Origin of the sequence: Streptosporangium sp. NPDC000396 (genome assembly GCF_042898655.1) — a bacterium.
In the GTDB taxonomy this organism is placed as follows: Bacteria; Actinomycetota; Actinomycetes; order Streptosporangiales; family Streptosporangiaceae; genus Streptosporangium.
Genome location: NZ_JBIAZA010000004.1, coordinates 414850 through 439172, shown reverse-complemented (window position 1 = coordinate 439172; position 24323 = coordinate 414850). Strand labels below are relative to the sequence as shown.

At 70.2% G+C, this 24323-nt stretch carries 25 protein-coding genes; 9 read left to right on the top strand and 16 right to left on the bottom strand.

Annotated elements, in window-relative coordinates:
- Positions 1 to 143: 143 nt before the first annotated feature.
- Positions 144 to 572, top strand: a complete 429-nt coding sequence (locus ACFY2X_RS09180; RefSeq protein WP_389934688.1) for a MarR family winged helix-turn-helix transcriptional regulator — start codon at positions 144 to 146, stop codon at positions 570 to 572.
- On the opposite strand, the gene ACFY2X_RS09175 is transcribed toward ACFY2X_RS09180, so the two are convergent.
- Positions 505 to 1302, bottom strand: coding sequence for a TetR/AcrR family transcriptional regulator (locus ACFY2X_RS09175; protein ID WP_389934685.1), 798 nt, complete (start codon positions 1300 to 1302; stop codon positions 505 to 507). The two genes, ACFY2X_RS09180 and ACFY2X_RS09175, sit on opposite strands and share 68 nt — an antisense overlap.
- A 13-nt stretch (positions 1303 to 1315) precedes the next feature.
- On the bottom strand, positions 1316 to 2470 hold the full coding sequence (locus ACFY2X_RS09170) for an aromatic ring-hydroxylating dioxygenase subunit alpha (protein ID WP_389934683.1): 1155 nt from the start codon (positions 2468 to 2470) through the stop codon (positions 1316 to 1318).
- A gap of 215 nt (positions 2471 to 2685) precedes the next feature.
- Here ACFY2X_RS09170 and ACFY2X_RS09165 point away from each other — a divergent pair, with 215 nt between their 5' ends.
- Together ACFY2X_RS09165 and ACFY2X_RS09160 are read left to right on the top strand one after the other, a co-directional pair.
- Entirely contained in the window at positions 2686 to 3096 is a 411-nt protein-coding gene (locus tag ACFY2X_RS09165; protein WP_389934680.1) for a hypothetical protein, read from the top strand.
- 293 nt (positions 3097 to 3389) lie between these two features.
- Positions 3390 to 4406 carry a (2Fe-2S)-binding protein gene (locus ACFY2X_RS09160; RefSeq protein WP_389934677.1) on the top strand — a complete coding sequence of 339 codons (1017 nt, stop codon included), beginning with the start codon at positions 3390 to 3392 and terminating at the stop codon, positions 4404 to 4406.
- A gap of 88 nt (positions 4407 to 4494) precedes the next feature.
- Here ACFY2X_RS09160 and ACFY2X_RS09155 read toward each other — a convergent pair whose 3' ends face one another.
- The 3 genes from ACFY2X_RS09155 to ACFY2X_RS09145 all read right to left on the bottom strand — a co-directional run bounded on the left by ACFY2X_RS09155 (position 4495) and on the right by ACFY2X_RS09145 (position 7231).
- Positions 4495 to 4992, bottom strand: coding sequence for a hypothetical protein (locus ACFY2X_RS09155; protein ID WP_389934674.1), 498 nt, complete (start codon positions 4990 to 4992; stop codon positions 4495 to 4497).
- Positions 4989 to 6422: an ATP-binding protein gene (locus ACFY2X_RS09150; RefSeq protein WP_389934671.1), complete on the bottom strand. Its 1434-nt coding sequence runs from the start codon at positions 6420 to 6422 to the stop codon at positions 4989 to 4991. Before ACFY2X_RS09150 ends, ACFY2X_RS09155 begins: the two co-directional genes overlap by 4 nt.
- 128 nt (positions 6423 to 6550) lie before the next feature.
- Positions 6551 to 7231 (bottom strand): response regulator, encoded by a 681-nt coding sequence (locus ACFY2X_RS09145; RefSeq protein WP_389934669.1) that lies wholly within the window; start codon positions 7229 to 7231, stop codon positions 6551 to 6553.
- A 147-nt stretch (positions 7232 to 7378) separates the two neighbouring features.
- On the opposite strand from ACFY2X_RS09145, the gene ACFY2X_RS09140 reads away from it, so the two are divergent.
- Complete coding sequence (locus ACFY2X_RS09140; protein WP_389934667.1) at positions 7379 to 7930, top strand: hypothetical protein; 552 nt, start codon at positions 7379 to 7381, stop codon at positions 7928 to 7930.
- Positions 7931 to 8037: 107 nt separating this feature from the next.
- Here the strand turns inward: ACFY2X_RS09140 and frdD are convergent, their stop codons facing one another.
- From frdD to ACFY2X_RS09115, 5 genes are all read right to left on the bottom strand, one after another.
- On the bottom strand, positions 8038 to 8391 hold the full coding sequence (frdD, locus tag ACFY2X_RS09135) for a fumarate reductase subunit FrdD (protein ID WP_389934664.1): 354 nt from the start codon (positions 8389 to 8391) through the stop codon (positions 8038 to 8040).
- 3 nt (positions 8392 to 8394) lie between these two features.
- The gene (locus ACFY2X_RS09130; RefSeq protein WP_389934661.1) at positions 8395 to 8811 is read right to left on the bottom strand and encodes a hypothetical protein; all 417 of its coding nucleotides are present in this window, start codon (positions 8809 to 8811) and stop codon (positions 8395 to 8397) included.
- On the bottom strand, positions 8808 to 9551 hold the full coding sequence (locus ACFY2X_RS09125) for a succinate dehydrogenase/fumarate reductase iron-sulfur subunit (protein WP_389934659.1): 744 nt from the start codon (positions 9549 to 9551) through the stop codon (positions 8808 to 8810). Before ACFY2X_RS09125 ends, ACFY2X_RS09130 begins: the two co-directional genes overlap by 4 nt.
- A gap of 5 nt (positions 9552 to 9556) precedes the next feature.
- Entirely contained in the window at positions 9557 to 11308 is a 1752-nt protein-coding gene (gene frdA, locus ACFY2X_RS09120) for a fumarate reductase (quinol) flavoprotein subunit (RefSeq protein WP_389934656.1), read from the bottom strand.
- Between the two features lie 65 nt (positions 11309 to 11373).
- Positions 11374 to 11553 (bottom strand): hypothetical protein, encoded by a 180-nt coding sequence (locus ACFY2X_RS09115; protein ID WP_389934653.1) that lies wholly within the window; start codon positions 11551 to 11553, stop codon positions 11374 to 11376.
- Between the two features lie 541 nt (positions 11554 to 12094).
- On the opposite strand from ACFY2X_RS09115, the gene ACFY2X_RS09110 reads away from it, so the two are divergent.
- Positions 12095 to 12409 (top strand): hypothetical protein, encoded by a 315-nt coding sequence (locus ACFY2X_RS09110; protein WP_389934650.1) that lies wholly within the window; start codon positions 12095 to 12097, stop codon positions 12407 to 12409.
- A 414-nt stretch (positions 12410 to 12823) separates the two neighbouring features.
- Here the strand turns inward: ACFY2X_RS09110 and ACFY2X_RS09105 are convergent, their stop codons facing one another.
- The 4 genes from ACFY2X_RS09105 to ACFY2X_RS09090 form a co-directional block, all read right to left on the bottom strand.
- Positions 12824 to 13411: a flavoprotein gene (locus ACFY2X_RS09105; protein WP_389934648.1), complete on the bottom strand. Its 588-nt coding sequence runs from the start codon at positions 13409 to 13411 to the stop codon at positions 12824 to 12826.
- An 11-nt stretch (positions 13412 to 13422) separates the two neighbouring features.
- Positions 13423 to 14697: a lanthionine synthetase C family protein gene (locus ACFY2X_RS09100; RefSeq protein WP_389934645.1), complete on the bottom strand. Its 1275-nt coding sequence runs from the start codon at positions 14695 to 14697 to the stop codon at positions 13423 to 13425.
- On the bottom strand, positions 14691 to 17720 hold the full coding sequence (locus ACFY2X_RS09095; RefSeq protein ID WP_389934643.1) for a lantibiotic dehydratase: 3030 nt from the start codon (positions 17718 to 17720) through the stop codon (positions 14691 to 14693). The genes ACFY2X_RS09100 and ACFY2X_RS09095 overlap by 7 nt, the downstream gene beginning before the upstream one ends.
- A gap of 98 nt (positions 17721 to 17818) precedes the next feature.
- Positions 17819 to 17968: a hypothetical protein gene (locus ACFY2X_RS09090; protein ID WP_389934641.1), complete on the bottom strand. Its 150-nt coding sequence runs from the start codon at positions 17966 to 17968 to the stop codon at positions 17819 to 17821.
- A gap of 253 nt (positions 17969 to 18221) precedes the next feature.
- Between ACFY2X_RS09090 and ACFY2X_RS09085 the strand changes: the two genes are divergently transcribed.
- Both ACFY2X_RS09085 and ACFY2X_RS09080 read left to right on the top strand, forming a co-directional pair.
- On the top strand, positions 18222 to 18683 hold the full coding sequence (locus tag ACFY2X_RS09085; RefSeq protein ID WP_389934638.1) for a helix-turn-helix domain-containing protein: 462 nt from the start codon (positions 18222 to 18224) through the stop codon (positions 18681 to 18683).
- A gap of 163 nt (positions 18684 to 18846) precedes the next feature.
- A complete protein-coding gene (locus tag ACFY2X_RS09080; RefSeq protein ID WP_389934797.1) occupies positions 18847 to 19497 on the top strand; it encodes a formylglycine-generating enzyme family protein in 651 nt (216 codons plus the stop codon).
- A gap of 111 nt (positions 19498 to 19608) precedes the next feature.
- On the opposite strand, the gene ACFY2X_RS09075 is transcribed toward ACFY2X_RS09080, so the two are convergent.
- Both ACFY2X_RS09075 and ACFY2X_RS09070 read right to left on the bottom strand, forming a co-directional pair.
- Positions 19609 to 20823 (bottom strand): acyl-CoA dehydrogenase family protein, encoded by a 1215-nt coding sequence (locus ACFY2X_RS09075; protein WP_389934635.1) that lies wholly within the window; start codon positions 20821 to 20823, stop codon positions 19609 to 19611.
- Between the two features lie 175 nt (positions 20824 to 20998).
- Positions 20999 to 22222 carry an MFS transporter gene (locus ACFY2X_RS09070; RefSeq protein WP_389934633.1) on the bottom strand — a complete coding sequence of 408 codons (1224 nt, stop codon included), beginning with the start codon at positions 22220 to 22222 and terminating at the stop codon, positions 20999 to 21001.
- 83 nt (positions 22223 to 22305) lie between these two features.
- On the opposite strand from ACFY2X_RS09070, the gene ACFY2X_RS09065 reads away from it, so the two are divergent.
- Both ACFY2X_RS09065 and ACFY2X_RS09060 read left to right on the top strand, forming a co-directional pair.
- Positions 22306 to 22893 carry a TetR family transcriptional regulator gene (locus ACFY2X_RS09065; RefSeq protein WP_389934629.1) on the top strand — a complete coding sequence of 196 codons (588 nt, stop codon included), beginning with the start codon at positions 22306 to 22308 and terminating at the stop codon, positions 22891 to 22893.
- 412 nt (positions 22894 to 23305) lie between these two features.
- Positions 23306 to 24289, top strand: a complete 984-nt coding sequence (locus ACFY2X_RS09060; RefSeq protein WP_389934627.1) for an ATP-binding protein — start codon at positions 23306 to 23308, stop codon at positions 24287 to 24289.
- Positions 24290 to 24323: the final 34 nt, after the last annotated feature.

Genomic DNA, 24323 nt, shown 5'->3' with positions numbered 1-24323 from the left:
CGCGGCATGCGCGACGGATGGGTTGTTCTGACTCCACGGCGGCGCGTCGATGTGACGGGAGGTGACCGGGAAAGAGCTTGACATCGTCAAGTAACTATTTCATGTAAGCGCCGATACTTGAGGATGTCAAGTACGATGAGATCATGTCCGACACCACGCCGCCGACCCCTGACGACCTGATGGAGCCACTGGCGCGCATAGTCCGGGGCTACTACGACGACTTCGCCGTCGTCTCGGCGCACCACGGCCTGACCACCGCGCAGGCCCGTGTGCTGATCGCGCTGGGAGAGCCGCTGTCGATGCGTGCTCTCGCCGACCATCTCGTGTGCGACGCCTCCAACGCGACCGGGCTCATCGCCCGCATGGAGACCCGTGGCCTGGTCCAGCGAGCCCTCTCCCCCGAGGATCGCCGGATCAAGGTGGTCACCGCCACCGCCGAAGGGAAACAGCTCGCCCATCGCATCCGAGCCGAGATGCGCGCCGTCCACACCGCACTGGGGGCTCTCACCCCCGAGGAGCGCGCCACCCTGCTTCCCCTGCTGAACCGCCTGGGCGGGCTCCTCCCCCACTGACCCCGGGCGCCGGCGACGCCGGGAAGGGACCGCGGACACCGATCCGGCTGCCGAGCTGCTGCCAGATCTCGTTCCTTGCCCGGTCAAGGTTGATCAGCGGATCGTCGAACAGCAGGTGGACGCCGTAGCCGTCGGTGAGCACGAGGATCAGCTCGGCGACCGCGGGAGCGTCGCAGGAGGTGAACTCGCCGGTGGCGACACCGGCTTCGATCGCCTCCACGAACCAGCGGTGAACGTCCCGGTAGAGCCGGACGGTCAGGTCCCGCGAATCGGCGTCACGTGCCGCGCGCGGCCACAGCTCCGCCCAGAGGAGGCAGTCCCGGCGGGTCTCGGCGCCGATCGGCAGACAGGCTTCGATCATCCGGGCGAGCTTCCAGGTCAGTGGCCGTTCGGCCGGTGGTACGGCGTCGTACTCCTCACGGCCGGAGTGTTCGAAGGAGTAACGCAGTGCCTCGGCGAACAGCCGCTCGCGGTTCTCGAAGTGGTAGTGCAGCAGCGCGGTGGACACCCCGGCGCGTTCGGCGACCATCCGCATCCGGACCTTCTCGAACCCGATTTCGGCGATCACGTCGCAGGCCGCGACGAGGATCTGCTGGCGGGTCTCGGCCGCCTTGTCGGCCGTCCTGCCCGTTGCCCTGTCCGCCGCCTCGACGGTCTCGACGGGCTTGACGGGCTTGACGGCTCCGGCTGGTCTGCCGGCCTTGCCGGTGAACTTCGGGGGGATGGTCATGGCGCTCATCTCATCAGAGCTTCCCGAGGTCGGCACGGACACGATCGGCGAACCAGCCGACCGCGATCTCACGCTCGGAGAGCGGGCCCATCTCGTAACCCGAGATGGCCAGCCCTCGCTGTACCCGCCCGACCAGGAGAATGTCCTCGTCGTTGGTGATGTTGCCGATACGGATGTTGAGCCGCTGGGCGACCCGGGTGCGCCAGCTCGCCCCGGCCCGGCCGTAGTAGGCGCCGGGTACGGCCACCTGATCGACGGCGGTGGGCACCATCGACCAGGCCAGCACGTGGTCGGGGTAGAGGTCGATCATCGTGTTCGGATAGATGGTGACGTACCGCCAGACGCGGCGGTCGCTCTTCTCCAGGCCGGGCATCGGCTCGACAACCTGCTGGTAGAGCCGTTCGAGCCGATTGGAGGAGGGTTTGCCGCGCAGTGGCGCCTCGAACAGGACATACGAGTCGTGCACCTCGGCCGTGTAGCGCCGGTAGTCGAGCAGCCGCATCAGACCGGGATGGGCCACCGGGACGTGATAGCCCTCCAGGTAGTTGTCGACCACGATCTTCCAGTTGGCGGGCTGCCTCTCCGCGCCTTCCATGTTGTGGATTCGACGGGATCCGATGGGCTCCAGCCGGTCCATGTACCGGCTGATCCTCTCGGGCAGCCCGGGGAGCCGGTCGGCCAGCGGCACGGCGTCCGTGTCGAGGTTGACGAACAGCAGGCCGAGGAACGACTCGACCCGGGCGGGATGCAGACCGAGACCGGCCTTGTCCAGGCAGGGGATCCGGCGTCCTTCCGGCGCGCCGACCAGGCGGCCGTCCAGCTTGTAGGTCCAGCCGTGGTAGGGGCATCGGATCGCTTTGCCCTCCGGCTCCGGGCCGACGGCGAGACGCGATCCGCGGTGGCGGCACACGTTGAGATACGCGGCCAGGCCACCGCTCTCGGTACGGACGACCAGGACCTCCTGGTCGGCGACACGGCCGACTATGCGCGCACCGGACCGGGGAAGATCGGACTCGTGGCCCACCAGCTGCCACGATCTGCCGAAGATCTTACGTTTTTCCAGGTCGAAGACCTGAGGATCGGTGTAGTACCGCGCAGGCAGGGCCGGGGAGACCATGGTCTCCGGGGCACGCGCCGGGTCGGTCACTTCGGAGGTGTTGGACGGCATCACGCACTCCGATTTCCAGCAGCACGGCGTCGCTGCTGACTAATTGGTTAGTTAAAGTCAATACGCCCCAGGTCGCACGTCAATGGTTACCGATGGATAAATTTTCGAGGCTTGTATGTTAACTAACTGATTAGTTAGCGTTCTGGGTATTCGCCGGTGACGCACCGGAGATCATCATTGCCCTTTCTTGACCTGCTGCTTCGCAGGAGGCGTCCATGCGTGACCATGCGCGGCTGGCCTGGCTGAGCCTTACTCCCGAACCCGAACGCGAGCTGCCCGCGATCGTCGCCGCCCTGCGCGCGGGGACCGCTCCTCCCCCACCTCCACTGGAGCTGGCCGTCGAAAAGCGGCGGGTGGAGCTGCTGGTGCTCCACGGCACCCAGCGTTCCTGGCTGCGTTATCTCGCCGAGGTCGTGACCCTGATCCGCGCGGCCCTGACAGACGGAAGGCCGGGTGAGCTGGCCTCCGCGTCGCTGGCGGCCGAGATCGTGCTCGACCACCACCGGATGCTCATCGGACTGCCCGGGAACGGCTACGCGGCGACCGCCGAGGACCGGCGATTTCTGGAGGAAGCCCTTCCCCGCCTGCGCGCCCTGGCCAGTGGTTCAGATCGCGCTCTCTCGTAGCTCCTTGGCGGCCGACCGGTAGGCCTCGGCGACCCGGGCGAACATATCCAGCAGCAGCGGCACCCGTTCCGGGCCGTAGTGCGCACCGGCCGTTCCTCTTTCCGCACGCCGGAGACCACCGGATAACCCGCCCGGCCCTCCGTACGCGCCGACGTGAATAATCGACCCCTGACATCACATCGCGCACCTGCGAGTGCCGAGAACGAAGGCCGAGGGCGGTGGTCGCCATGCTCCATGGGTGTGCCCGTCGGCCGATGCCGGAACGCCTCCTGACCAGGCAGGGCTGAACCAGGATGACCGACGACCCCGCTGACCCGGCCGCGGAAAGCGACAACCTTCCGACCGGACGCGAGCCAGACCCGCGACCCGCCCACCACCCCGGCTACAAGCCGGACCCGCGACCCGCCCACCACCCCGGCTACAAGCCGGACCCGCGACCCGCCCGCCACCCCGAACACGGCCCAGGTCCACGACCCACCGGCCACCCCGAACACGGCCCGGATCCACGACCCACCGGCCACCCTGGACACGAGCCGGGTCCACGTCCCGTCGGCAGCCGCCTGGTCGAGGACGCCCTGGCCGACGTGTCGGAGATCAATGCCTACTTCGAGCTTGAAACGGGGCCGGCCGGGCCCGGATGGCGGCCGCTCACCGGCCTGCTCACCGATGCCGGCGCCCTGCCGGACATGATCTCCGAGGTCGCCGGACGCCTGGGCACCACCGAGACCAGGGTCGCCGCCTCCATCCTGTTCCAGGGCCTGGCCGCCCGCCTGTGGTCGCCGGTCGTCGGCGTGGCCGTCGCCCACGGGCTGCTCGTCGGCCTGTCCTCCGCCCACGTGTTCTGGCGACCGGTGTCCACCGGCCCGCTTCCGTTGCGGGCGGCCGGCCTGACGGGCTGGGAGATCACGGATCCTGGCCGCGTCGCCGGGCCGCTCTACCGCAGCGTGGTCACCGAACTGCTGGAGCCGCTGGCGCGGGTCGTCCAGGAGGTCGTGAAGATCGCTCCCGGCCTGCTGTGGGACAACGCCGCCTCCGCCCTGGCCGGAGCCGTCGGGACCATCGCCCGGCAGCGCCCCGAACTCGCAGGCCGCGCGATCACGCTGGGCCGCGAGCTGCTCTCCCGGGGAGTCCTGAAGGGCGGCGAGCTGGCCGAGCCCGCACCGGGCCGCCCCTTCTTCGTCCGGCGCGGCTGCTGCCTGTACTACCGCCTGCCCGGCGGCGGCAAGTGCGGCGACTGCGCCCTGATCGACCCGCGAATCCGCCACGAGCAGTGGGCGCAGGCCGTACGGGACGCCCGGGAGACCCCATGAACCACACCGTTGAGAACACCCCAGCCGGACTACTGACCCCCGGGAAACCCCTATAGACCACACCGTTGAGGACACATCGGCCGGGCTGCTACGGGGCGCCGGTGTAGTCGGCGCAGGACGCCCGCCGGCGGTTCGGGAGCGTCACCCTCACCTCGCTGAGCGGGACGCGAAGGCGCTCCGCTTCGGCGGCGGCGATGGTGCACACGATCTGGCCTTCGGCCAGCCGGGGGAGACGGCCGGTGGCGGCGACCAGCCTGTCGCCGTCGCGTATCGGCGGACCCTTCTCGAAGGTGAAGGCGCCGTCGGTGACACGGATCAGGACATCGTTGGCGATCTTGGTGGTCAGGCCGCGGCCGCGTTCTCCCGCCGTGGTTCCCTCAAGGAGCAGGGCCACCGCCTTGACCGACGGCAGCGCGCCCCCGCCCGGCCGGGTGACGGCCTTCAGGCGACCGTCCTCCACGAAGTACAGCCGGGTTCCCGGCTCGAACCCCCTCGCGGGCTCCCCCGCGTCCACCACCGGGCTCGGCTGGATTCCGCACGCCGTACAGGCCGTGAAAAGCAGGAGCGCCAGTGCCCGGACCCTCATGGCACCCGCGGCAGGGTGAGCGTGAACACCGCACCTCCCCGGTTCTCCACCCTGATGTCGCCGCCGTGCAGCAGAGCGTTCTCCCTCGCGATCGCCAGGCCCAGGCCACTGCCCTCGGAACGGGCGCGCGCCGAGTCGGCCTTGTAGAAGCGCTCGAAGACGTGCGGCAGGATCTCCGGTGGAAGCCCCGGCCCCTCGTCCGCGACCTCGATCACGACGACCCCTTCCTCTTCTCGCAGCCGTACGGTCACCGGGGGCGCGCCGTGGCGCAGCGCGTTGCCGACGAGGTTGGCCACGATCACATCGAGCCGCCGCGGGTCGATCGTGGCCCGCACGCCCGGCGGCAGGTCCAGCCGGACGCCCGTGGCCTGGCCCGGCGCATCCGGCGGGTCCGGTGGGGAATCAGCCGCGTTCCCTCGGGTGTGGTTCCCCGTATCGGCCGCGCCGTGGGGAATCCAGCCGCGCGCCCGCAGGCACGCGGCCACGGCCTCTCCGACGTCCACCTCGTTGAGGTTGAGCACCGCCGCCCCCGCGTCGAACCTGGAGATCTCCATCAAGTCGTCCACGAGCCGGGTCAGCCGCTCGATCTCGGCGCTCACCAGCCGGGCGGCCACCGCCGCGTCACCGCCGAGCCGGTCGGCCCCTTCGGCGAGCACGTCGCTGACAGCCGTCGCGGCGGCCAGCGGCGTGCGCAGCTCGTGCGAGACGTCGGCGACGAACCGCCGGGACCGGGCCTCCATCTCCCGCAGTTCCCCCACCGACCGCTCCAGCTCGGCCGCGGCCCCGTTGAACGTGCGGACCAGCCCGGCGAGCTCGTCGCTCCCCCGCACCGGCAGCCGGGTGTCAAGCCTTCCCGCGGCCAGCCGCCGGGCCGCGCGCCCCAGATCGGCCACCGGCCGGAGCACTCCCCTGGCGGCCAGCAGTCCGGCGACGGCTGCCAGCAGCACGATCGGAATCGCCGCCGTGCGGGCGGCGTCGACCAGCGCGGCGTCGTCGTCTCTGGCCCGGTGGAGCGGCTCGGCGAAATAGACGCTGACACCCGAGCGGCCCTTCCCCGTCCGGAACATGACCGGGCTGCCCGCCACCAGGTACGGCGTGCCGCCGCTGACGACCCGCTGCCATTGGAGCCTGTCGTTCGCCGCGACGGCGGCCCGAAGCTCCGCCGAGATCAGCGCGTTGCCCGGCACGTCGTCTCCGAGGACGGCGAAGACCTCACCGTCCCGGCCCGCCTGGAGGTCGTCGACCAGTTCCTTGAGTTCGTCCCGGGTCGGTGGGGCTCCCATGTCGCGGGAAAGCAGCAGCACCCGGGCGCGGAAGTCCTGCAGGAGCCGGACCTGGGTGCCGTCGAGCAGTTTGTTCCGAGCCACCCAGTAGGTGAGCCCGGCGGCGGACACCGCGCTCAGCCCGGCCAGCAGCACAAAGGTGATCATCAGGCGGGCTCGCAGGCCGCGCAGCCAGCTCAGACGGGGCCGCGCGGCGGAGCGACGTCCCCCGCGTCCCCCGCCCCGGCCGCCCTGACCGCCCCGACCGCCCCGATCATCGCGACCGTCGCGGCTGCTCACAGGGGACCGAACCGATAGCCGAAGCCTCTCACCGTCTGGATGTAGCGTGGCTGCGCCGGGACGTCTTCGATCTTGGAACGCAGCCGCTGGACGCACGCGTCCACCAGCCGGGAGTCACCCAGGTAGTCGTGGTCCCAGACAGTCTCCAGCAGCTGCTGACGGCTGTGAACCTGACCGGGCGAGGCTGACAGCTCCAGCAGCAGGCGCAGTTCCATCGGCGGCAGCGCGACGACCTCGCCGTTCCTGGTCACGGTCAGCGAGGAACGGTCCAGCGTCAGCGCGCCGTACGTCTCCAGGGAGGAAACGGGTGCCTCCAGCTCGCCCCGCCGCAGCACCGCCCTGATCCGCGCCTCCAGCACCCGGGGACGGATCGGTTTGACCACGTAGTCGTCGGCCCCCGCCTCCAGGCCGCCCACCACGTCGAAGTCGTCGCCGCGGGCGGTCAACATGACGATCGAGGTGGAACCGGCGGCGCGGATCCGGCGGCAGACCTCGAAGCCGTCCATGCCGGGGAGCATCAGGTCGAGCACCACGATGTCGGCGGCGAACCCGCACAGCCGCGCGAGTCCTTCCTCCCCGGAGGACACGGCCTCGACCTCGTGCCCCTGGTGCCGTAACGCGAGCGCCAGGCCGTCCCGTACGGACAGGTCATCCTCGATCAACATCACTCGCGCCATTGCCCCAGTATCGGTGCGCCTCATCACTGAAGCGGCCCATCTCCGGAGCTATTACACGTTCATGACATTCCGCTCATGGTCCGCGGATATCGGCCCGCCAGAGTCGGTGCCGTGCCCAACCGGACGACCGAACGAGGGGAATCCTCCATGAAGACTTTCAACCTCCGCTTCGCGGCGCTCGCGGCCCTTCCGCTGCTCGGCCTGGCAGCGGCCTGCGGCTCCACCGCCTCGGCAGCCCAGAAAGCACCCGCTTCCACCGCCGCGGATGCCCAGCAGGCGCCCGGCTCCACCGGCTCGGCCGCCCGGAAGACGCCCGGCCCCAAGGCCGTCGCGTGGCGGGAGACCGCGGTGAAGTTCGCCGGGTGCATGCGGAAGAACGGGATCGACATCCCCGACCCCGAAGTGGGCCAGGACATCGACACCGGCAACGTCTCCAAGGTCAGCCAGGAGACCCTCACCAAGGCGATGAAGGCGTGCAAGGAGTGGGACTCGGTCCTGCTCGGCGGCTCCGAGCCGGCCACCCCCGAGGAGGACGCGGCCTTCGCGAAATACGCCCAGTGCCTGCGTGACGGTGGTGTCTGGCAGCCGCTCAAGGACGAGAAGAAGCCGAAGGACTTCAAGGAAGTCGACGCCGCGGCCGCGGAGAAGGTCCTGCGGGGCTGCGCCCACCTCGCGCCGCCCGCGCCGTACGAGCAGTAGGGCGGCGAGCCGAGCCCGGGGTGACCGCCTTCACGGGGACGGCGGTCACTTCGGGCGGGCAAGGACATGGTCGGCGGAAAGCATCACAGACATCCAACTCGCGGACATCACCAGGCCGACAGCAGGAGATAGCCGGCCACCGCCGATCCGGCCACCGCTCCGCCGTAGCAGAGCAGGTCGACCGCCTTTTCGAGGCGCTTGAGCCGCAGCCCGTCACGCAGGGTGTAGCGGAAGCGGTGCGCCCAGTGGAAGAGCGCCAGCACGCAGAGGCCGAGAAGAACGACACGCGTGACCGGGTGGCCCAGCACTGCGGACAGATGCGCGTGGCCGGGCGGCGGCACCCAGCCCAGCGGGAACGCGACGCCGAAAAGGAACAGCAGCGCCGGGATCAGCAGCGCCGACAGCACGCCACCGGCGCTGAACAGCAGCCACAGGAACGGTTCCGCCGGACGTCTGGCCATCGTTCACCCCAGGACCAGAAAAGCCACGAGCGCCGACGCGAGCGCCCAGGCCACGAGGTTGCCCACGCCGATCGCGACCGGCGGCAGGCGCCGGCCGCGCAGCCGTACGACCATCGCGTGCGGCGAGAGCGTGAACAGCCAGGTGACGGCGTGGAGCAGGACGAAGCACAGCGCGACCACGTTCAGCAGGAGCGGCCCCGGCGCGGCGCTCCAGTCCAGGAACCGCCGGTACTCCTCCGGCCCCCGGGCGACCGCGTTCACCAGCACCAGCAGGAACACCACGAACCAGGCCACGAAGACGCAACTCAGCTCGCGGAGCGCGAACAGCAGGTACGAGCGGCGTCGCAGCCACCAGAAGATCGGGACGCGAGGCCGGTACCGTCGAGGGTGGAGCTGCGCGTACTCGGTCTTCTCGCTCATCGCGACCCCCGCGGCAGCAGGAAGGCCCTGAGCGACTCCATGGCCGCCGTGAACTTGTAGCGCTGGATGGCACCCGCCGGATCGACGTCCTTCGGGCAGACCGCACTGCACTCGCCCACGAACGTGCAGGCCCAGATGCCTTCCGCCGCCGACAGGACGTCCATTCGCTCCGCGGCGCCCTGGTCACGCGAGTCGAGGTTGTAGCGCTGGGCGAGGGCGATGGCCGCCGGGCCGATGAACTCCTGGTCGATCCCGTAGACGGGACAGGCGGCGTAGCAGAGCATGCAGTTGATGCACATGCTGAACCGCTCGTACTCCTCACGCTCCGCCGGCAGCTGGGGATACTCCCTCCCGGCCGGCTCCTCCCCCTCCGAGCGGATGATCCAGGGCTTGACCCGCGGCAGCTTGTTCATGAAGTCGCCGATGTCCACGACGAGATCACGCACGACGGGAAAATTGGACAGCGGCTCGACGCGCACCGGGCCCGGCGCGTAGTCCCCCAGGAAGGTGGCGCAGGTCAGCTTCGGCTCGCCGTCGACGGTCATGCCGCAGCTCCCGCAGACGCCCATCCGGCAGGACCAGCGGTAGGAGAGCGTGCCGTCCAGATGGTCCTTGACGTGGTTCAGGCCGTCGAGGACCGACCATTCCTTGCGCAGCGGTATCTCGTACTCCCGCATCACCGGCTCGGTCTCGCTCTCCGGCCGGTAGCGGGTCACCCGCAGGGTGATGCGATCCGCCATGAGCATTACCTCCCGTACACCCGCTCCCCCGGCGGCCATCGGGTGATCGTCACCGGCGAATACTCCACCCGCCGCGACCCGTCGGCGTCGCGGTAGATCAACGAGTTGGCGAGGAATCTGCGGTCGTCCCGGTCCGGGAAGTCGACGCGCTGGTGCGCCCCGCGCGACTCCTCGCGCAGCAACGCGCAATGAACGATGCTTTCGGCCACGTCCAGCATGAACGACAGCTCCAGGGCGGCGACGCGCTCGGTGTTGAAGGTCCGGCTGCGGTCCTCCAGGCGGGCGGAGCGGAATCGCTCCCGCAGGGCGTCCAGCCTCTCGGCGGCCTTGAGCAGCGAGTCTCCCGAACGGTAGATCCCCGTGCTCTCCTCCATGGTCGCCCGCATCTCCTCGCGGATGGCGGAGATCGGTTCCTTTCCGTCGTCGCGATGGAGCAGGTCGCCTTCCAGTCTCCGCCGCTCGTCCTCCGCCTGCGCCCACACGGCGGGCCGTACGGCGGAGCCGATTTCTCGCACACCCGAGGCGAACGCGGCGGCGGCCCGCCCGGCGCGGGCGCCGAAGACGAGCAATTCGGGCAGCGAATTGGAGCCGAGGCGGTTCGCGCCGTTGATGCTGACGCAGGCGACCTCTCCGGCGGCGAACAGCCCCGCGAGAGGGGTGGCGCCGTGGATGTCGGTGTGGACCCCGCCCATCATGTAGTGCACGACCGGCCGCACCGGGATCAGCTCGCGGACCGGGTCGATGTTCTCGTAGCTCCGGCAAAGCTCCCGCACGAAGGGGAGCCTGGCGTCGATGACCGTCTCTCCGAGATGGCGCAGGTCCAGGTGCACGACGGGCCCGTACGGCGTGCCGACGGTCCGGCCCTTCTCGACCTCCTTGACGAACGCCTGCGACAGGCGGTCGCGCGGCCCCAGCTCCATGCTGCGCAGCACGGGTTCGGGCGAGGGTGTGCCGAGGTCGTAGTCCTGCAGGTAGCGGTAGCCGTCCTTGTTGATCAACCAGCCGCCCTCGGCCCGGGCCGCCTCGGTGATGAGGATGCCCGTGAACGGCAGGCCGGTCGGGTGATACTGAACGAACTCCATGTCCTTGAGCGGAGCGCCCGCCCGGTAGGCCAGGCCCATGCCGTCGCCGGTCTTGATGGCCGCGTTGGTCGTGAACGGGTAGACCTGACCGCACCCGCCCGTGCACAGGATGACCGCGCCGGCGGTGATGGCCTCGATCCGGCCCGTCATCAGCTCGATGGCGACGACCCCGGCCACCCGGCCGTCGTCGACGAGCAGCTTCGTCACGTACCACTCGTCGTAGCGGGCGATGCGCTCGTATCGGAGGGAGGTCTGGAACAGCGTGTGGAGCAGGTGAAAACCCGTCTTGTCGGCGGCGAACCACGTGCGCATCTTCTTCATCCCGCCGAACGGCCGTACGGCCACGCGCCCGTCGGGTTCGCGGCTCCACGGGCACCCCCAGTGCTCCAGCCGGAGCAACTCCTCGGGTGCCTCCTTGACGAAGGCCTCGACCGCGTCCTGGGCACACAGCCAGTCACCGCCGGAGATGGTGTCGTAGGCGTGCTCGTCGAAGCTGTCATCGGGCCGGACGACCCCCGCGGCCCCGCCCTCGGCCGAGACCGTGTGGCTGCGCATCGGATACACCTTGGAAACGATCGCCACGCTCAGCCGCGGGTCGGCCTCCGCGACGGCGATCGCGGCGCGCACTCCGGCGCCGCCGCCACCCACGATCAGGACGTCATGCGAAGGCGTCATGGCGCTCGACCAGCTCACGGGCGACGGCGTCTTCGGCTTCGTGCGCCGGCCGCGGGTTCACGCCCTCAGGACCCGTGGTCCGCATCCAACTCATCCCGCACGACCTTCCCGTCGTGGCGGATGGCCATCACCTGGATGCTGCCGTCGTGATATTCATGACGGATCTTGCGGCAGCCGCAGGCAAAATACTCATCCCTGATGATCAGGCCCTGTTCGTCGTCGTCCAGGTAGTGCTCACCGTCCACGATCTTCCCGCACGGAGCCTTCTCACCTGTGAAACGGGTCCTTGTGCCAACCATCGTCCGCTCCCCTGCAGACGGCTGGGCGCCACAGACAGCCGGGGGTCGCCGGCTTCGCGCGCCGCGGCGAACCGGGGCCGTGCCCCGGCACACCTGGAACGCGTCTGGTCAGCCCTGTGTACCTCCAGCGTCTCACCGACCAGGCGCCGGGAGAAGACCTCTCGGCCGAGATCCGCTGGGCCCCGGCTCCTCGCCGGGTTCGGAACCCGGCCCCATTCGCCAAGCACACAAAACAGGACAAAACACCCACTGCGTCGCGAGGAATCGGCGGCTGCGGCCCTCTTGGCGATCAATGACTCCGCCATCTTCTGCTCCGACATAGAGATAAATATAGGATAAAAGCCGCTATGTCCCTGTTTGTTGCCCTACGTACGCGGATATCAAGACTTCAGACGGGATGGTCCATCATCGACCACCTGGAGCACTTTCCGACCAATCAGAAAAATGCCAAGAACGGGGCAACCGATCCTTTCGGGGGGAAAACGCAATGCCTAAGTTCAAGAGTGTCCTCGCAGGGCTCGCCATCAGCACGGCACTGGCCGGTGGAATCGTCGGCCTGGGCGCCGCGACCACCACGACCGCCGCCAACGCCAGCGTGGCCCAGACCGCCGCCGTCGGCTTCCAGACCTGGGGCGGCTGTGGCTGCCACCGGCGCTGCGGCTGGGGCTGCGGCTGCGGCCGGCGCTGCTGCGGTCGCGGTCACCAGCGGGTCAAGGTCAGGGTCGTCAACGTGAACAACAACATCCTCCGCAACGTCCAGAAGCAGGAGGAGAAGCACCACGACAGCGAGTGGGACTGGTAAACAAGACGACCAGAGCGCGGCCGGGGTATTGAGGCTTTCGGCGTCGGCCTTGGCGGGGGGTGTCACCCTTCCGGGCGCCGGATAATCACCGGCTCCGGGGCCGCGCTCCAGCTTGAGCACCGCGCACGGTCAGGATATGCGACCACGCACGACCGAATTCGCGGTCGCGATGAGCTCCGAGCCCATGGCGGAGGGCCGAGTGCCCGTGTTTCCCAGATCACGGTTCTTCATGGAAGAAGAATGGTCGCACAGGGAACACGGGCACTCCGAACTCCGACCCCTCCGAGAGAAAGGATTCATTTATCGGCGGCATTCCGAGCAGTCGCTTTTCCACCCTTCGAACAAGTGGAGCCATCACCCGATTCATTTCATCGTGACGTCACGGACCAGCGGTCGACCGGGCGCGAAACCGCCTCACGTCCCTTCGTGCCTGGATCCCAGGAGCTTGGCGGTCAGCAGGAGGGCGCCTCCGATGTCGGAGGTCAGGCCGACCCCCTCCTGACGGTTGTGCACCTCCAGGCCGGGCTGCCCCGGGACGACGTGGTAGCCCTCCTGTTCGAGCGCCTTGAGGTTGCGCTGTACGGCGGGGCGCCGCAGCGCGGCGGCGGGGATCGCCGGTGCGAACACGACCGGCACCTCGGCGTTGATCACGGTGTTCAGGGCGAGGCTGTCGGCGATGCCGAGAGCGCACTTGGCCACGAAGTTCGTGGTCGCGGGGAAGACGAAGACGAGGTCGGCCCATTCGGCCAGTTCCTGGTGCGGCACACCGCCGAGTTCGGTGGGCCATTCCGGCCCGGCGACCGGGGTCCCGGTGACGGCGGCGATCGCCTGCCGCGAGACCAGTTCGTCGGCCGCGTGGGTGAGGCACACCCGGATCGACCAGCCGTACCACTTCTGCAGCAGCATCACCCAGTGCGGCAGCATGATCACCTCAAAGGCTCCCGTGCCCACGATGAGCAGCCGCCCGCGGGGCAGTTCGATCTTGGGGATCGCGTTGGTCATGGGACCTCCAGTCAGGACAGCATCAGGACGCGGTCCCAGTACGGGTCGCCTCCCGGCAGCAGGGACAGCAGGGCGGCGGCCACTCCGGCCGCGCCCTCGACGATTCCGGCGGTGTCCACCTCCTCCAGGCGGCTCTCCGAGATCCAGCCCGTGTCGTCGGCCTCGGGCTGCAGGTGGCGGAACATGAAAGGCGCCTCGGGATCGGCCGCGTCCATGACCTGGCGTCCCAGCTCCGCCGCGCGGTCCAGAAGCCGCTGGTCCGCGGCCGCCTGACCGGCTCGGACGAACACCTGCAGCAGCCCGGAGTGGCCGTGGCAGACGGTTGGCCCGTAGGGGCCCGGCTGGACGGCGTGGAGGCCGTCGAGGGCGAGCCGCCGCCACTCGGGGATCGCCAGGACCTCGCTCGCGCGCAGCAGGCTGAACGCGACGCCGGGCGTCCCGTAACACCACGCGGCGATGGTGTCCTGCCGCGGGGCGGTCCCGGCGACCTCGTCGTCGAACGGGATCCTGAGCTGCCAGTAGGGGCCGTCCTCGCCGTGCATCGCCCAGCCGGCGATCCAGGTCCCGATGCGGTGCATGGCCGCGTCATGTCCTTCCACGCGGATGCCGTGCCCGGCGCAGAGCGCGAGCAGGGCCAGCGGGCCCGGGATGCCGTGGGCGAGGCCCAGGTTGAAGTCGCCGCGCGGGAAGGTCCCGCGGTCGAACTCCGTCGGCTGCCGCTCCGGCGGCACCCACCAGCCGGGGACGTCGTGCCCGTCGACACGGACGGTCCCGGCCAGCCCGACGAGATAACCGAGGGTGGCGCGCAGGGCGGGCAGGGCGGTCTCGCGCTCCTCGCGCCCGCCCTCGATGACCGCCGCGAGCAGGAGCCTGCCGGTGCCGGTGAGCCCGCTGATCAGGTCGTAGGCCGTCCAGCTGGTGCCGGGCTCCCGGCCGGTGTTCTCCGCTTCCAGCCTCCGGCGCTGGTCGTCCGCGAGCCACCGGACCAGGCGCAGGCGAAGCCCCGGGTAGTGGCCGCCGAGCGCGCCGCAGGACTGTGTCGCGGCGAGCACCGCCGCCGGGCCGTGGTGCAGGCCCGCCGAGCGCGCCCGGGTCAGCGACCCGGCGGCCAGCGCCAGATGGGCGTGCGCGGCCCCCAGCCAGCTCGCCTCGTGGCGAGCCAGCTCGGCGTAGAAGAGCGCCACACCGGCGCTGCCGTCGGTGGAGAGCGGGTCTCCCCGCCGCACTCCGGCCGGATCCGCCAGCCGTGCGGCCACCTGGCCGACGACGTCCTCCACGGTCAGCATCCGTGCCTCCGCCGGTTGAGGTTGCCGAGCACGCACGCCCGCGCCAGGGCGTGGGCCTCCCCTTCGCGTTCCCTGTCGGTGCCGAACAGGCGGTTGCAGGTCATGTGTAGGAGGCTCGCGAGGATCCGGTCCCCGGAGGCGTCATCGAGGGCGCGGACGCGGGAGCCGTACTCGCGTGCGGCGTCCGAGTGCGGGCGGAGGATCTCCAGGAGCTCCTCGCCCAGGTACGGCCAGCCGCCGCCGGGGTCGATGAGGCGCAGCAACGCCTCACGCCGGGGACGGAACCCGCCGGGGAGAGCCCACGGGCCGCCGGGGAGCTCCCGCCCGAACGCGTCGGCGAGCGAGGCGAGCGCGACGGCCCCGAGGGTGACGAGATCCTCCCGGGTGCGCCTGGATCTTTCGAGGGCGAGCAGCGCCGTGACCGCCTCGCTGTCGGCCTGGAAGAACCGCTCGGCGCACTCCATCACCTCCTTACCGCCGTAGCGCTCCAGCTCGGGGTCGTAGGTGTCCAGGACGACGCGGTCGACGAGGTTGCGGTCGAGCCAGCCGCCGGCCGCCGCGCGGAACCTCGGCAGCAGCTCGCCCCAGAGCAGGGCGGGCGAACCGTGCAGGCGCAGGCGCAGGTGCGGGGCAGGGTCGCGGTAGCGGACGAAGAACCAGCGGTCGGCCCCGGCGAGCAGGGGGCCGAGGTGCTCGCAGAGCAGGGAGTCGGCATGCCGCGCCGGGCCGTACAGCTTCAGATAGAGCCACTCCCCTCCCGGCGGATGCAGCCGCCGGGAGGGCGGGGTCTCGTCCACCGCGGCGACGGGCGGTGCGGGCTCCCGCACGTCGCCGAACAGCGGGATCGCCAGCTCCGCCAGATGCGGCAGCCCTTCGCCGTCACGCAGCCATCCGTCCGCCTCGCCGGTTCCCCCGGGGGGCTCCCAGGCGACCAGCGAGTCTTTCTTCCGCAGGTCGTCCCGGAGCACCTCAAGATGCCAGGGGTTGCCGAGGTCGAGCGAGATCCGGTGATCGAAGTCGGTGAGGACGATGTGCCTCGGCACCGACCAGCGATCGCGCCACTCCCCGACCAGCCTCGCCCATTCGCGCGGCGGGGCCGCCGCGTGCCCGCTGAGCTCGTCGAGCCGCCATTTGGCCGGTGAGAGCACCGTACGGCCGTAGCGGACGCGCGGCACGTAGGGGTGGTCGCCATCGGTGATCCAGTCCCACGGCGCCCACATCCGCCGTCCCTCGAAACCGAGTTCGAGCAGGAACCGCGCGAGGTTGGGGGCCTGGGTGACCGGGTCGAGCATGGTGGCGGACGTCGGCACCACCCGCCGGCCCGTGGGCAGGTGGACCGCGTAGAGCCGGTCGGCCTCGGCACCGATCGCGAGGTCGTCCACGGGGATCTCGACGGCCGCCGGGTCGGGCGGCACGCCGATCGAGATCCGGTGTCCCGTCCAGGACGGTCCGTGGCCGACGTTCGCCGAACGGGGATAGCGCGGCTGGCAGGCGACGTTGAGCCGCAGTTCTCCGGCGTCGCCCGCCCGGCACTCGGCCGCGATCTCGTCCACGGACACCAGCCCGGCGAACCGCCCGAAGGTGGCGCCGGCCTCGGGGGAGCCGGGGTTCGGCCCGGCCGACAGGCGGAACCGGCCGTCGGCGAGGTCGTCGGCCGACGCCGCGACCAGGGACAGGTACAGCTCGACCGACCTGGGCACGGTGGACGGGTCCGGGGCTTCCGGCTCGATGCGCGCGACGAGCTCGTCGTCGAGGACGATCTCCGGCGCCCGGTCGCGGACGGCCTCGGCCACCAGACGTGCCAGCAGGCGATCGGACTCACGCCGCTCCCCGCGGTAGGCGGGGACCGGTCGCGGCCCCGCCGGGCAGTCGTATCCGGCGGGCGGGCCCAGCCCGGCGCCCTCGTTCAGCAGGTCGCGGACCGGCACCAGCCGCTCGGTTCCGTACCGCTCGACGAACTCCTCGTGATACTCGCGCAGCGGTGAGGGACCCAGCCGGGGTGTCAGCAGGCGCCAGAGCACCCCGGCGGCGCGCGCGGCCTCGGCGGCCACCTCCTCGGGGAGGTGGACGTCGGCGCCGAGCCTCAGGTCGACGTGGAGAAGGTGATCTGAGCGGTGCAGCGCCCTCATCCGCTCCTGGAGCACCTCCAGGGCGGCCGAGCGCCGGTCCAGCGGGCAGCGGTCGTACTCCTCGCGCGCCGCGGCGATCTCACGCAGGCGCGGCAGCATCGCGGGGGGCCGCCGCAGGCCCGCCAGCACGTCGATCACGTGGTTCAGCGGGTCCGTTTCGTCGAGGCACGGGCGCAGCCCGGTGATGAGGAACTCCTGGTCGACGAGGGCGGAGACCATCGACTCGATCGCCTCGGGGTCGGCCTGCGGGTATCGGCGGCCGAGCTCGGCGAGCAGTTCCCCGACGTGGATGCCGTCTCCGGCGAGCTCGAAGGCGGCGCGCACCGCGCTGGTGTCCCTGATCGACAGCTCGCTCCTGGCCTCCTGGCCCGCGGTCAGCCCGGCGTTGGTGTGCTGGGTCATGAGGACGCGCCCGCCGCTGAAGGTCAGCCCGGCGTGGGTGCGGACGACGAGCTGAGCCAGCACCTCACGGTCGGACTGGAGACCGACGACGAGGTGGAGCAGCCAGCTGAGATCCACCCTGGTCCTGGTCGTGCCCGGCTCGCTCCACGAGACCTTGGCCGTGGGACCGAACCTGGCCTCGGTCACCCCGGCGAACAGGCCGAAGGGGGTGGGGCGCGAGCGCATGCGAAGCTCGTAGCGGATCACCGCCAGCGCGGCTCGGCGCAGCTGGGCGGTCTTCCTGCCGTGCGGGTCGGCGACGAGCCGCGCCAGGGACGGGCTCGCCACCTTCAGCGCCTCCATCAGGAGATCGTCGTCGGCCGCCCTGCGCAGGAGGCGCACGCAGGCGGCGCGGTCGGGCTCTCCCTCGTGGGCCTGGTCGGTCAGGCGGTCCTCGGCGCCGCGGACCGGTGAGCGCAGCAAGGCCATCTTGGCCGGGCGGAAGGGGGTCACCTGTCGCCTCCTGTCCGATATGGGCCTGAACCCCGTTCAGGCCCACGTCTCACGGATTGATCAGCGTGATGCGGAGTGGTGCGGTCAGTGGGTTCCGGTCAGCAGCAGCGCGAGGCGCAGGTGCTGGGGAACGCCGACGGGCAGATGCAGGACGATGTGGGCCAGGCGGCCTCCTGCAGGGGAACGGTCTCGATCTGGGTGTCGAGGTCGAAGACGTCGGCCGTCTCCTGGGCTGCGTACGGTGCCATGGGTCCTCCCGGTGGAAACACGGAGCCCGGGGTTCTCCCGAGATCCAATCGACGTTTCGGTTGTAGCGGACCCGCAAAATACGGCCAAGGCGCCGCGAATTGATCAGGGGTCGAACAAGGGTGACTTCCTTCGCACTCATAAGGGTCGTTTCCGGGCGTCCGCGAAGGTGACACGCCCGTGACGCTTCATAGCGACCCGGTGCGACGTGGAAAACTTCCCTATCACTCCCTATATGCCCTAAGTTAGGGACTGATGAGGGAAGAAATATACTCTGTCGAGCAGGTGGCCGACCTGCTCGGCCTGCATGTGCGCACCGTGCGCGGCTACATCCGCGCCGGCCGGCTCAAGGCCGTACGGATCGGCAAGCAATACCGGATCGCCCGCGCCGACCTCGATGCGCTGACCGGACGGCCACAGCCCGCAGCGCCTCGACCCACCGGTGCCTCGGCGGTGGAGGTGTCGAGCATCGTGCAGATCGACGGCGTCGACCGGGCCGCGGCCGAACGGCTGAGCACGCTCGTCCTGGCCGGGGCGAACACCGCCCACGACCCCGCGCGCCCGCTGCGCGTCCAGACCGTCCACGACGAGGAACGGAACCGTATGAAGATCGTGATACTGGGCGGCGCCGCCGCCACGGCCGACGTGTTGCACCTGCTCGAAGCCATACTCGACGGTGACAACGGCCTGCTCACCAGGAAGGTCGGCGGTGCCTGACGCGATGCAGGAGCGGGCCGGGGTGCCGGTGCCGGTGTGCGACCCGGACGGACCACCGGTGGCCACCATGCAGCTCGTCCACGAGTCGAACCAGACCGGCCACATGTGGTTCGTCCCGCCCTCGACGCGCTCGGCGTCCGGCTGCGCGCCGTCGCCTGAGCGCATGATCGGGATTCCCGCCGGGGAGATCGTCCTGCGGGACGAGGGCACGAGGACGAGCTGGAAGGTCGAGGTCGGAGCCTTCCGGCTGGCGCCGTATCCCGTGACCCGCGAGCTGTACCTCGCCGTTCGGGGCGAGGCGCCCGCGAGCCCGGCGGGGCCGCGGACGCCGGTGACCGACGTCTCCTGGAAGGAGGCCGTTCGGTTCTGCAACCTGCTCTCGCAGGCGAGCGGGCTTGAACCCTGCTACTCGATGGGCGACGACCCCGACGCGCAGGACGTGGTCTGCGACTGGGAGGCCGACGGCTATCGCCTCCCGTCCGAGGCGGAGTGGGAATACGCGTGCCGGGCCGGGACCTCCGGCGTCCGCTACGGGGAGCTGGACGAGATCGCCTGGCACCGCGGGAACTCCGGCGGCGCGGTGCACGACGTCGCGACCAGGACGCCGAACGCGTGGGGCCTCTACGACATGATCGGCAACGTGTGGGAGTGGTGCTGGGATGTCTACGATCCCAGGGTCTACGGCCCCTACCGCGTGTTCCGCGGCGGAGGGGGACACGATCGGCCCCGGGGGTGCCGGGCGTCGTGCCGGCGCAAGAGTCACCCGACCTTCCGCATCGACGACCTCGGGTTCCGGCTCGCCCGATCGCTGTGAGGTCCCGGCGGCGACGAGCCGGCCGACCGGGTCGCAGGTGAGACTCTCCCCGGGACCGGGATCGCCGGCCTCGCGAGGACTCCCGGAAGCAGGTTCCGGGAAACCGGCGCCTCAGCGAACGGGCAGGCCGGTGACGGCGCGGCCGATGATCAGACGCTGGATCTCGGACGTGCCTTCGAAGATGGTGAAGATCTTCGCGTCCCGGTGGAAGCGCTCGACGGGGTGTTCGCGGGTGTAACCGGCTCCGCCGAGGACCTGGATGGCCTGCTCGGTCACCCAGACCGCGGTCTCGCCCGCCACCAGCTTGGCCATCGATCCTTCGGCCTGGTCGAAGGCGCGGTTGTTGCGGGCCATCCAGGCGGCACGCCAGGTCATCAGGCGCGCGATGTCGACCCGGGTGGCCATGTCGGCCAGCAGGAACGCGACCGCCTGGTTCTCACCGATCTTGCGGCCGAACTGCTCGCGCTCGCGGGCGTAGTCCCGGGCGTACTCGAAGCCTGCCCGGGCGATGCCCACGGCCATCGCCGCCACCGAGGGGCGGGTGGTCTCGAACGTCCGCATCGCCCCCTGCTCCCCGGCCCGCTCCCCGGAGCGGACGCGCGCCAGCCTGGCGTCGAGCTTGTCCTGACCTCCGAGCAGGCATGAACCCGGCACCCTGACGTCGTCGAGGATCACCTCGGCGGTGTGGGACGCGCGGATGCCGTGTTTCCTGAACTTCTGCCCCATCGACAGCCCCGGTGTGCCGGGAGGGACGACGAAGGAGGCCTGGCCTCGGGTGCCCAGCGACGGGTCCACCGACGCGACGATGACGTGGACGTCGGCGATGCCGCCGTTGGTGGCCCAGGTCTTCACCCCGTTCAGAACCCAGTCGCCACCGGAGCGGACGGCGCGGGTACGGATGGCGCCCACGTCGGAGCCTGCGTCCGGCTCCGAGGCGCAGAACGCGCCGAGCTTGACGTCGTCAGGGGTGCCGAACATCTGCGGGAGCCACTCCCCCATCTGCTCGGGAGTGCCGCCCGCGGCCAGGGCGGCGGCGGCGAGGCCGGTGCCGACGATGGACAGGCCGATACCCGCGTCTCCCCAGAAGAGCTCCTCGAACGCGACCGTCAGGCCGAGGCCGCTCGGTTCGAGCCACTGCTGGGCGAAGAAGTCGAGCGAGTAGAGGCCGATCTTGGCGGCCTCCTGGATGATCGGCCAGGGAGTCTCCTCGCGCTCGTCCCATTCGGCGCCGGCCGGTCGCATGACCGACCGGGCGAACTCGTGCACCCAGTCACGCACCTCGCACACGCCGTCGCTCAGCTCCGCGCAGAAGCCGGTCTCGCTCATCGTCTGCTCCTCCAGGGGGTACGTTACCAACGGTAACACCCTCACCTTACTGGCGGGTAGGTCTCTTCGCGCAACCCGGCGGACGCGTTGCCCCGGAAAGTCCGCGTCACCCCGTCTCCGGCACGCCTTTCGGGGCGCGATCCCTCCCGTTCAGTCTCCGGCGCGATCCGCCCGTTCAGCGATCCTGGAGGGTACGGCCGGCACGCGAGGCCGCCAGCAGGATCAGGACGCCGAGGAAGAGCAGACCTGCCATGCCGTACATCAGGAGGCCGAAGCCACCGGCGGCGAACATGGTGGCGAGTTGCGGGCCGAGGCTTCCGCCGAGGAAGAGGGAGAAGGTGAACAGCGCGAGCGCCGTGCCGCGCGACCGACCGGCGATCATGCCGATGCTCTCGTTCATGGCGGGCGCGCCCGCGGCGATGCCCAGCACGTAGACGGCGAGGAGGAGGGCGAGCCCGACCGCGCCGGGGCCGGTCGCGGCGATGGCGGCGAGCGCGAGGGCCGCCGTCGACAGCAGGTACACGGCACGCCGGGGTGCGGAGACCCGGCCGAGCAGCGGCATGAGCAGCGGGACGACGAGCATGGACGGCAGGCCGCTGATCCGCAGGGCCATCAGCGCGTCGGGCGAGCCCGCGATGCCGGCCGGCCCGGCGAGTTGCAGCCCGGTGTAGACCGCCACAAAGGTGGCCAGGATGGTGATCGTCGCGACATAGCGGAGCAGCAGCGCGGGGGTGGCCAGCAGGACGGGGACGGCCCGGTAGGCCGACAGGAACGACCCGGAGACCTCCCGCGAGGGGTCGGGGAGCATGACCGCCCGAACCGCGACGGCGGCCACCGCGAACGCCGCGGCGGAGATGAGGAAGACGCCGCGCCAGCCGACGACTCCGACCAGCGCCTGGGCCGCCACCTGGAACAGCACGGCCGCGGCCAGGAAGCCACTCGTCACCGTGGCCAGTGCCACCGTACGGCGGCGCGGCTCGATCCGCTCGGCCATGTAGGCCATCGCGGCCGGAGGGAAGATCGCCACAGCGATGCCCTGCAGCACGCGGAGCGCGATCGCCGTCTCGGGCCCCGGGCTCAGGGCGACCAGGGCGGTGGCCACCGCCGCGACCAGAAGCCCCGGGAAGATCAGACGCCTGCGGCCGTAGCGGTCGGACAGCGGGCCGAACAAGAGGAAACCGGCGGCGTACCCCACGCCGAACGCGGTGACGAGCCAGGTCAGCCCTCCTTCCGCGGCACCCCATCCCGCGGCCATGGCGTGCAGCAACGGGATCACCATATAGAGCTGGCCGCTGGACAGCACGGCCGTCAGGGAGAAGACCGCAAGCGTGCGTCCCAAGGGGGCGAAATCCCCGGGGTCGGCGGCCACGCCGGGTCGTGAGAGGGAGGAGATGGTCATGGGGAAGACCGTAACCAACCAACTAGTTGGAAGTCAACCAACTAGTTGGTTCAAATAGTCGGCCGGTCCAATAGACTCAGCCCATGTCGAAGGAATCCACCAAGGACGCCCTCCTCGCCGCCGCTCGCGCCGAGTTCGCCGCCCACGGAATCGCCGGCGCCCGAGTCGACCGCATCGCCGAGCGAGCCGGAGTGAACAAGGAGCGCATCTACGGCTACTTCGGCAGCAAGGAAAAGCTGTTCGACCTCGTCATGGCCTCCGTGCTGGACAAGATGGCCGAGGTCGTGGCGATGCCCGGCGACGATCCCGTGGACTACGTCGGCAAGATCTACGACTTCCACCTCGCCAACCCGGAGCTGACCCGGCTCCTGATGTGGGAGTCGCTGCACTACCGCGAGGACGACCTCGACGGCCAGGAGGCTCGGGTGGCCCGATGCGCCAAGAAGGCCGACTCGCTCGCCTCCGGGCTCGGCCGCGAGCCCTCGGCGGAGATGGCCCGCACGATGCTGACCCTGATCGGGCTGGCCGCCTGGCCGATGGTCATGCCCAGACTCAACCGCATCGTGGTCGGCGAGGAGGCGGGGACCGAGGAGGGGCACCGGCGGATGCGTGAGCACCTCGTCGATTTCGTCCGGGCGGCCCTGATCCAGAAGCCGGACCACACGGCCTAGAGTCGGCCCCACAGATCTTCACCTACGCCGCTCGGCCTCGGGCACCGAGCAGGCCTGGGGCCGCCTGCCGGCCGAGGCACAGACGGGTCTCGTCAACGAGAGCCCATCGGCCGTGGCCCCGTGCCGTCCTCGTGCGGGCTCGATGCACGTTGCGCTGCTTGCGCGTTCCAATGCCGGCCGCGACCCGGGCGCAAACCAGTTCATTCTAGGTCGTACTACTAATAAGCAAGCTTTCGGCAAAAGGGTTTGATTCCCTACTCCACCTATGCCTAGCGTGAGGTTTCATGCATTTCGAATAAATATTCGAACAAGGCGGCGATCGTCGGGATGCACATCCTGCCGAGCAGGGCCGTATCTCGTCCCTCCCCCAGGCTCATCCCGAATCGCCGTCCGAGACGCCAGGGGGCACGGCGTGAACCACTTCACCTTCACCACCGCGACCAAGGAACGGGCCAAGGCCCGCATCGCGCTCATCGGACCCACCGGGTCGGGTAAGACCTACACCGCCCTGGTCACCGCCACCGGACTCGGCGAGCGGATCGCCCTCGTCGACACCGAACACGGCAGCGCCGCCAAGTACGCCGACGAGTTCGCCTTCGACACCCTCCCGCTCACGGCGTTCCAGCCCACCACGCTCGTCGACGTGCTCGCGGTGGCCGCCCACGACGGCTACGACGTCATGATCGTCGACTCCCTGAGCCACTTCTGGTCCGGCACCGGCGGGATGCTGGAGCAGGTCGACGACGCGGCCAAGCGCGTCGGGGCGGGTGGCAACTTCGCCGGCTGGAAGGAGGCCCGTCCCCAGGAGCGGGCGATGATCGACGCCCTGCTCGCCTATCCCGGCCATCTCATCGTCACCATGCGCACCAAGACCGAGTACGTCATCGAGGAAGACCAGCGCGGCCGGAAAGTCCCGCGGAAGGTCGGTCTGAAACCGGATCAGCGCGAGGGCATCGAGTACGAGTTCGACATCGTCGGCGACCTCGACCACGAGAACACCCTGGTGATCTCCAAGTCCCGGGCGAAGTCGCTGTCCGGGATGGTGTTCAACAAGCCGGGCATGGAGTTCGCCGAGGCCGTCTTCAGCTGGCTTGAGGCCGGCAAGCCGACCCGGTCGGTGCCCGATTACATCACGGCGGCCACGGCCCCGGAGGCCACCCCCGACGAGCTGCGCACCCTGTACGAGCAGGCCCGCCGGCACAATCTGCTCGGTGCCGCCGTCCTGGACAGAAACGGCGAGACCCACACGCTCGGCGAGCTGATCGTGCGCCACGGCACCGCGGCACGGAACCGGGCCACCCAAGACGTCGACGACACCGCAGCACGGAACCGGGCCACCCAGGACGTCGCGTCGAAGACCGGGACCGAGCGGGGGAAAAAGGGTGAGGTGGTGTGAAACTCCTCGCCGTCCTGGCTCCAGGCTGCCGTCG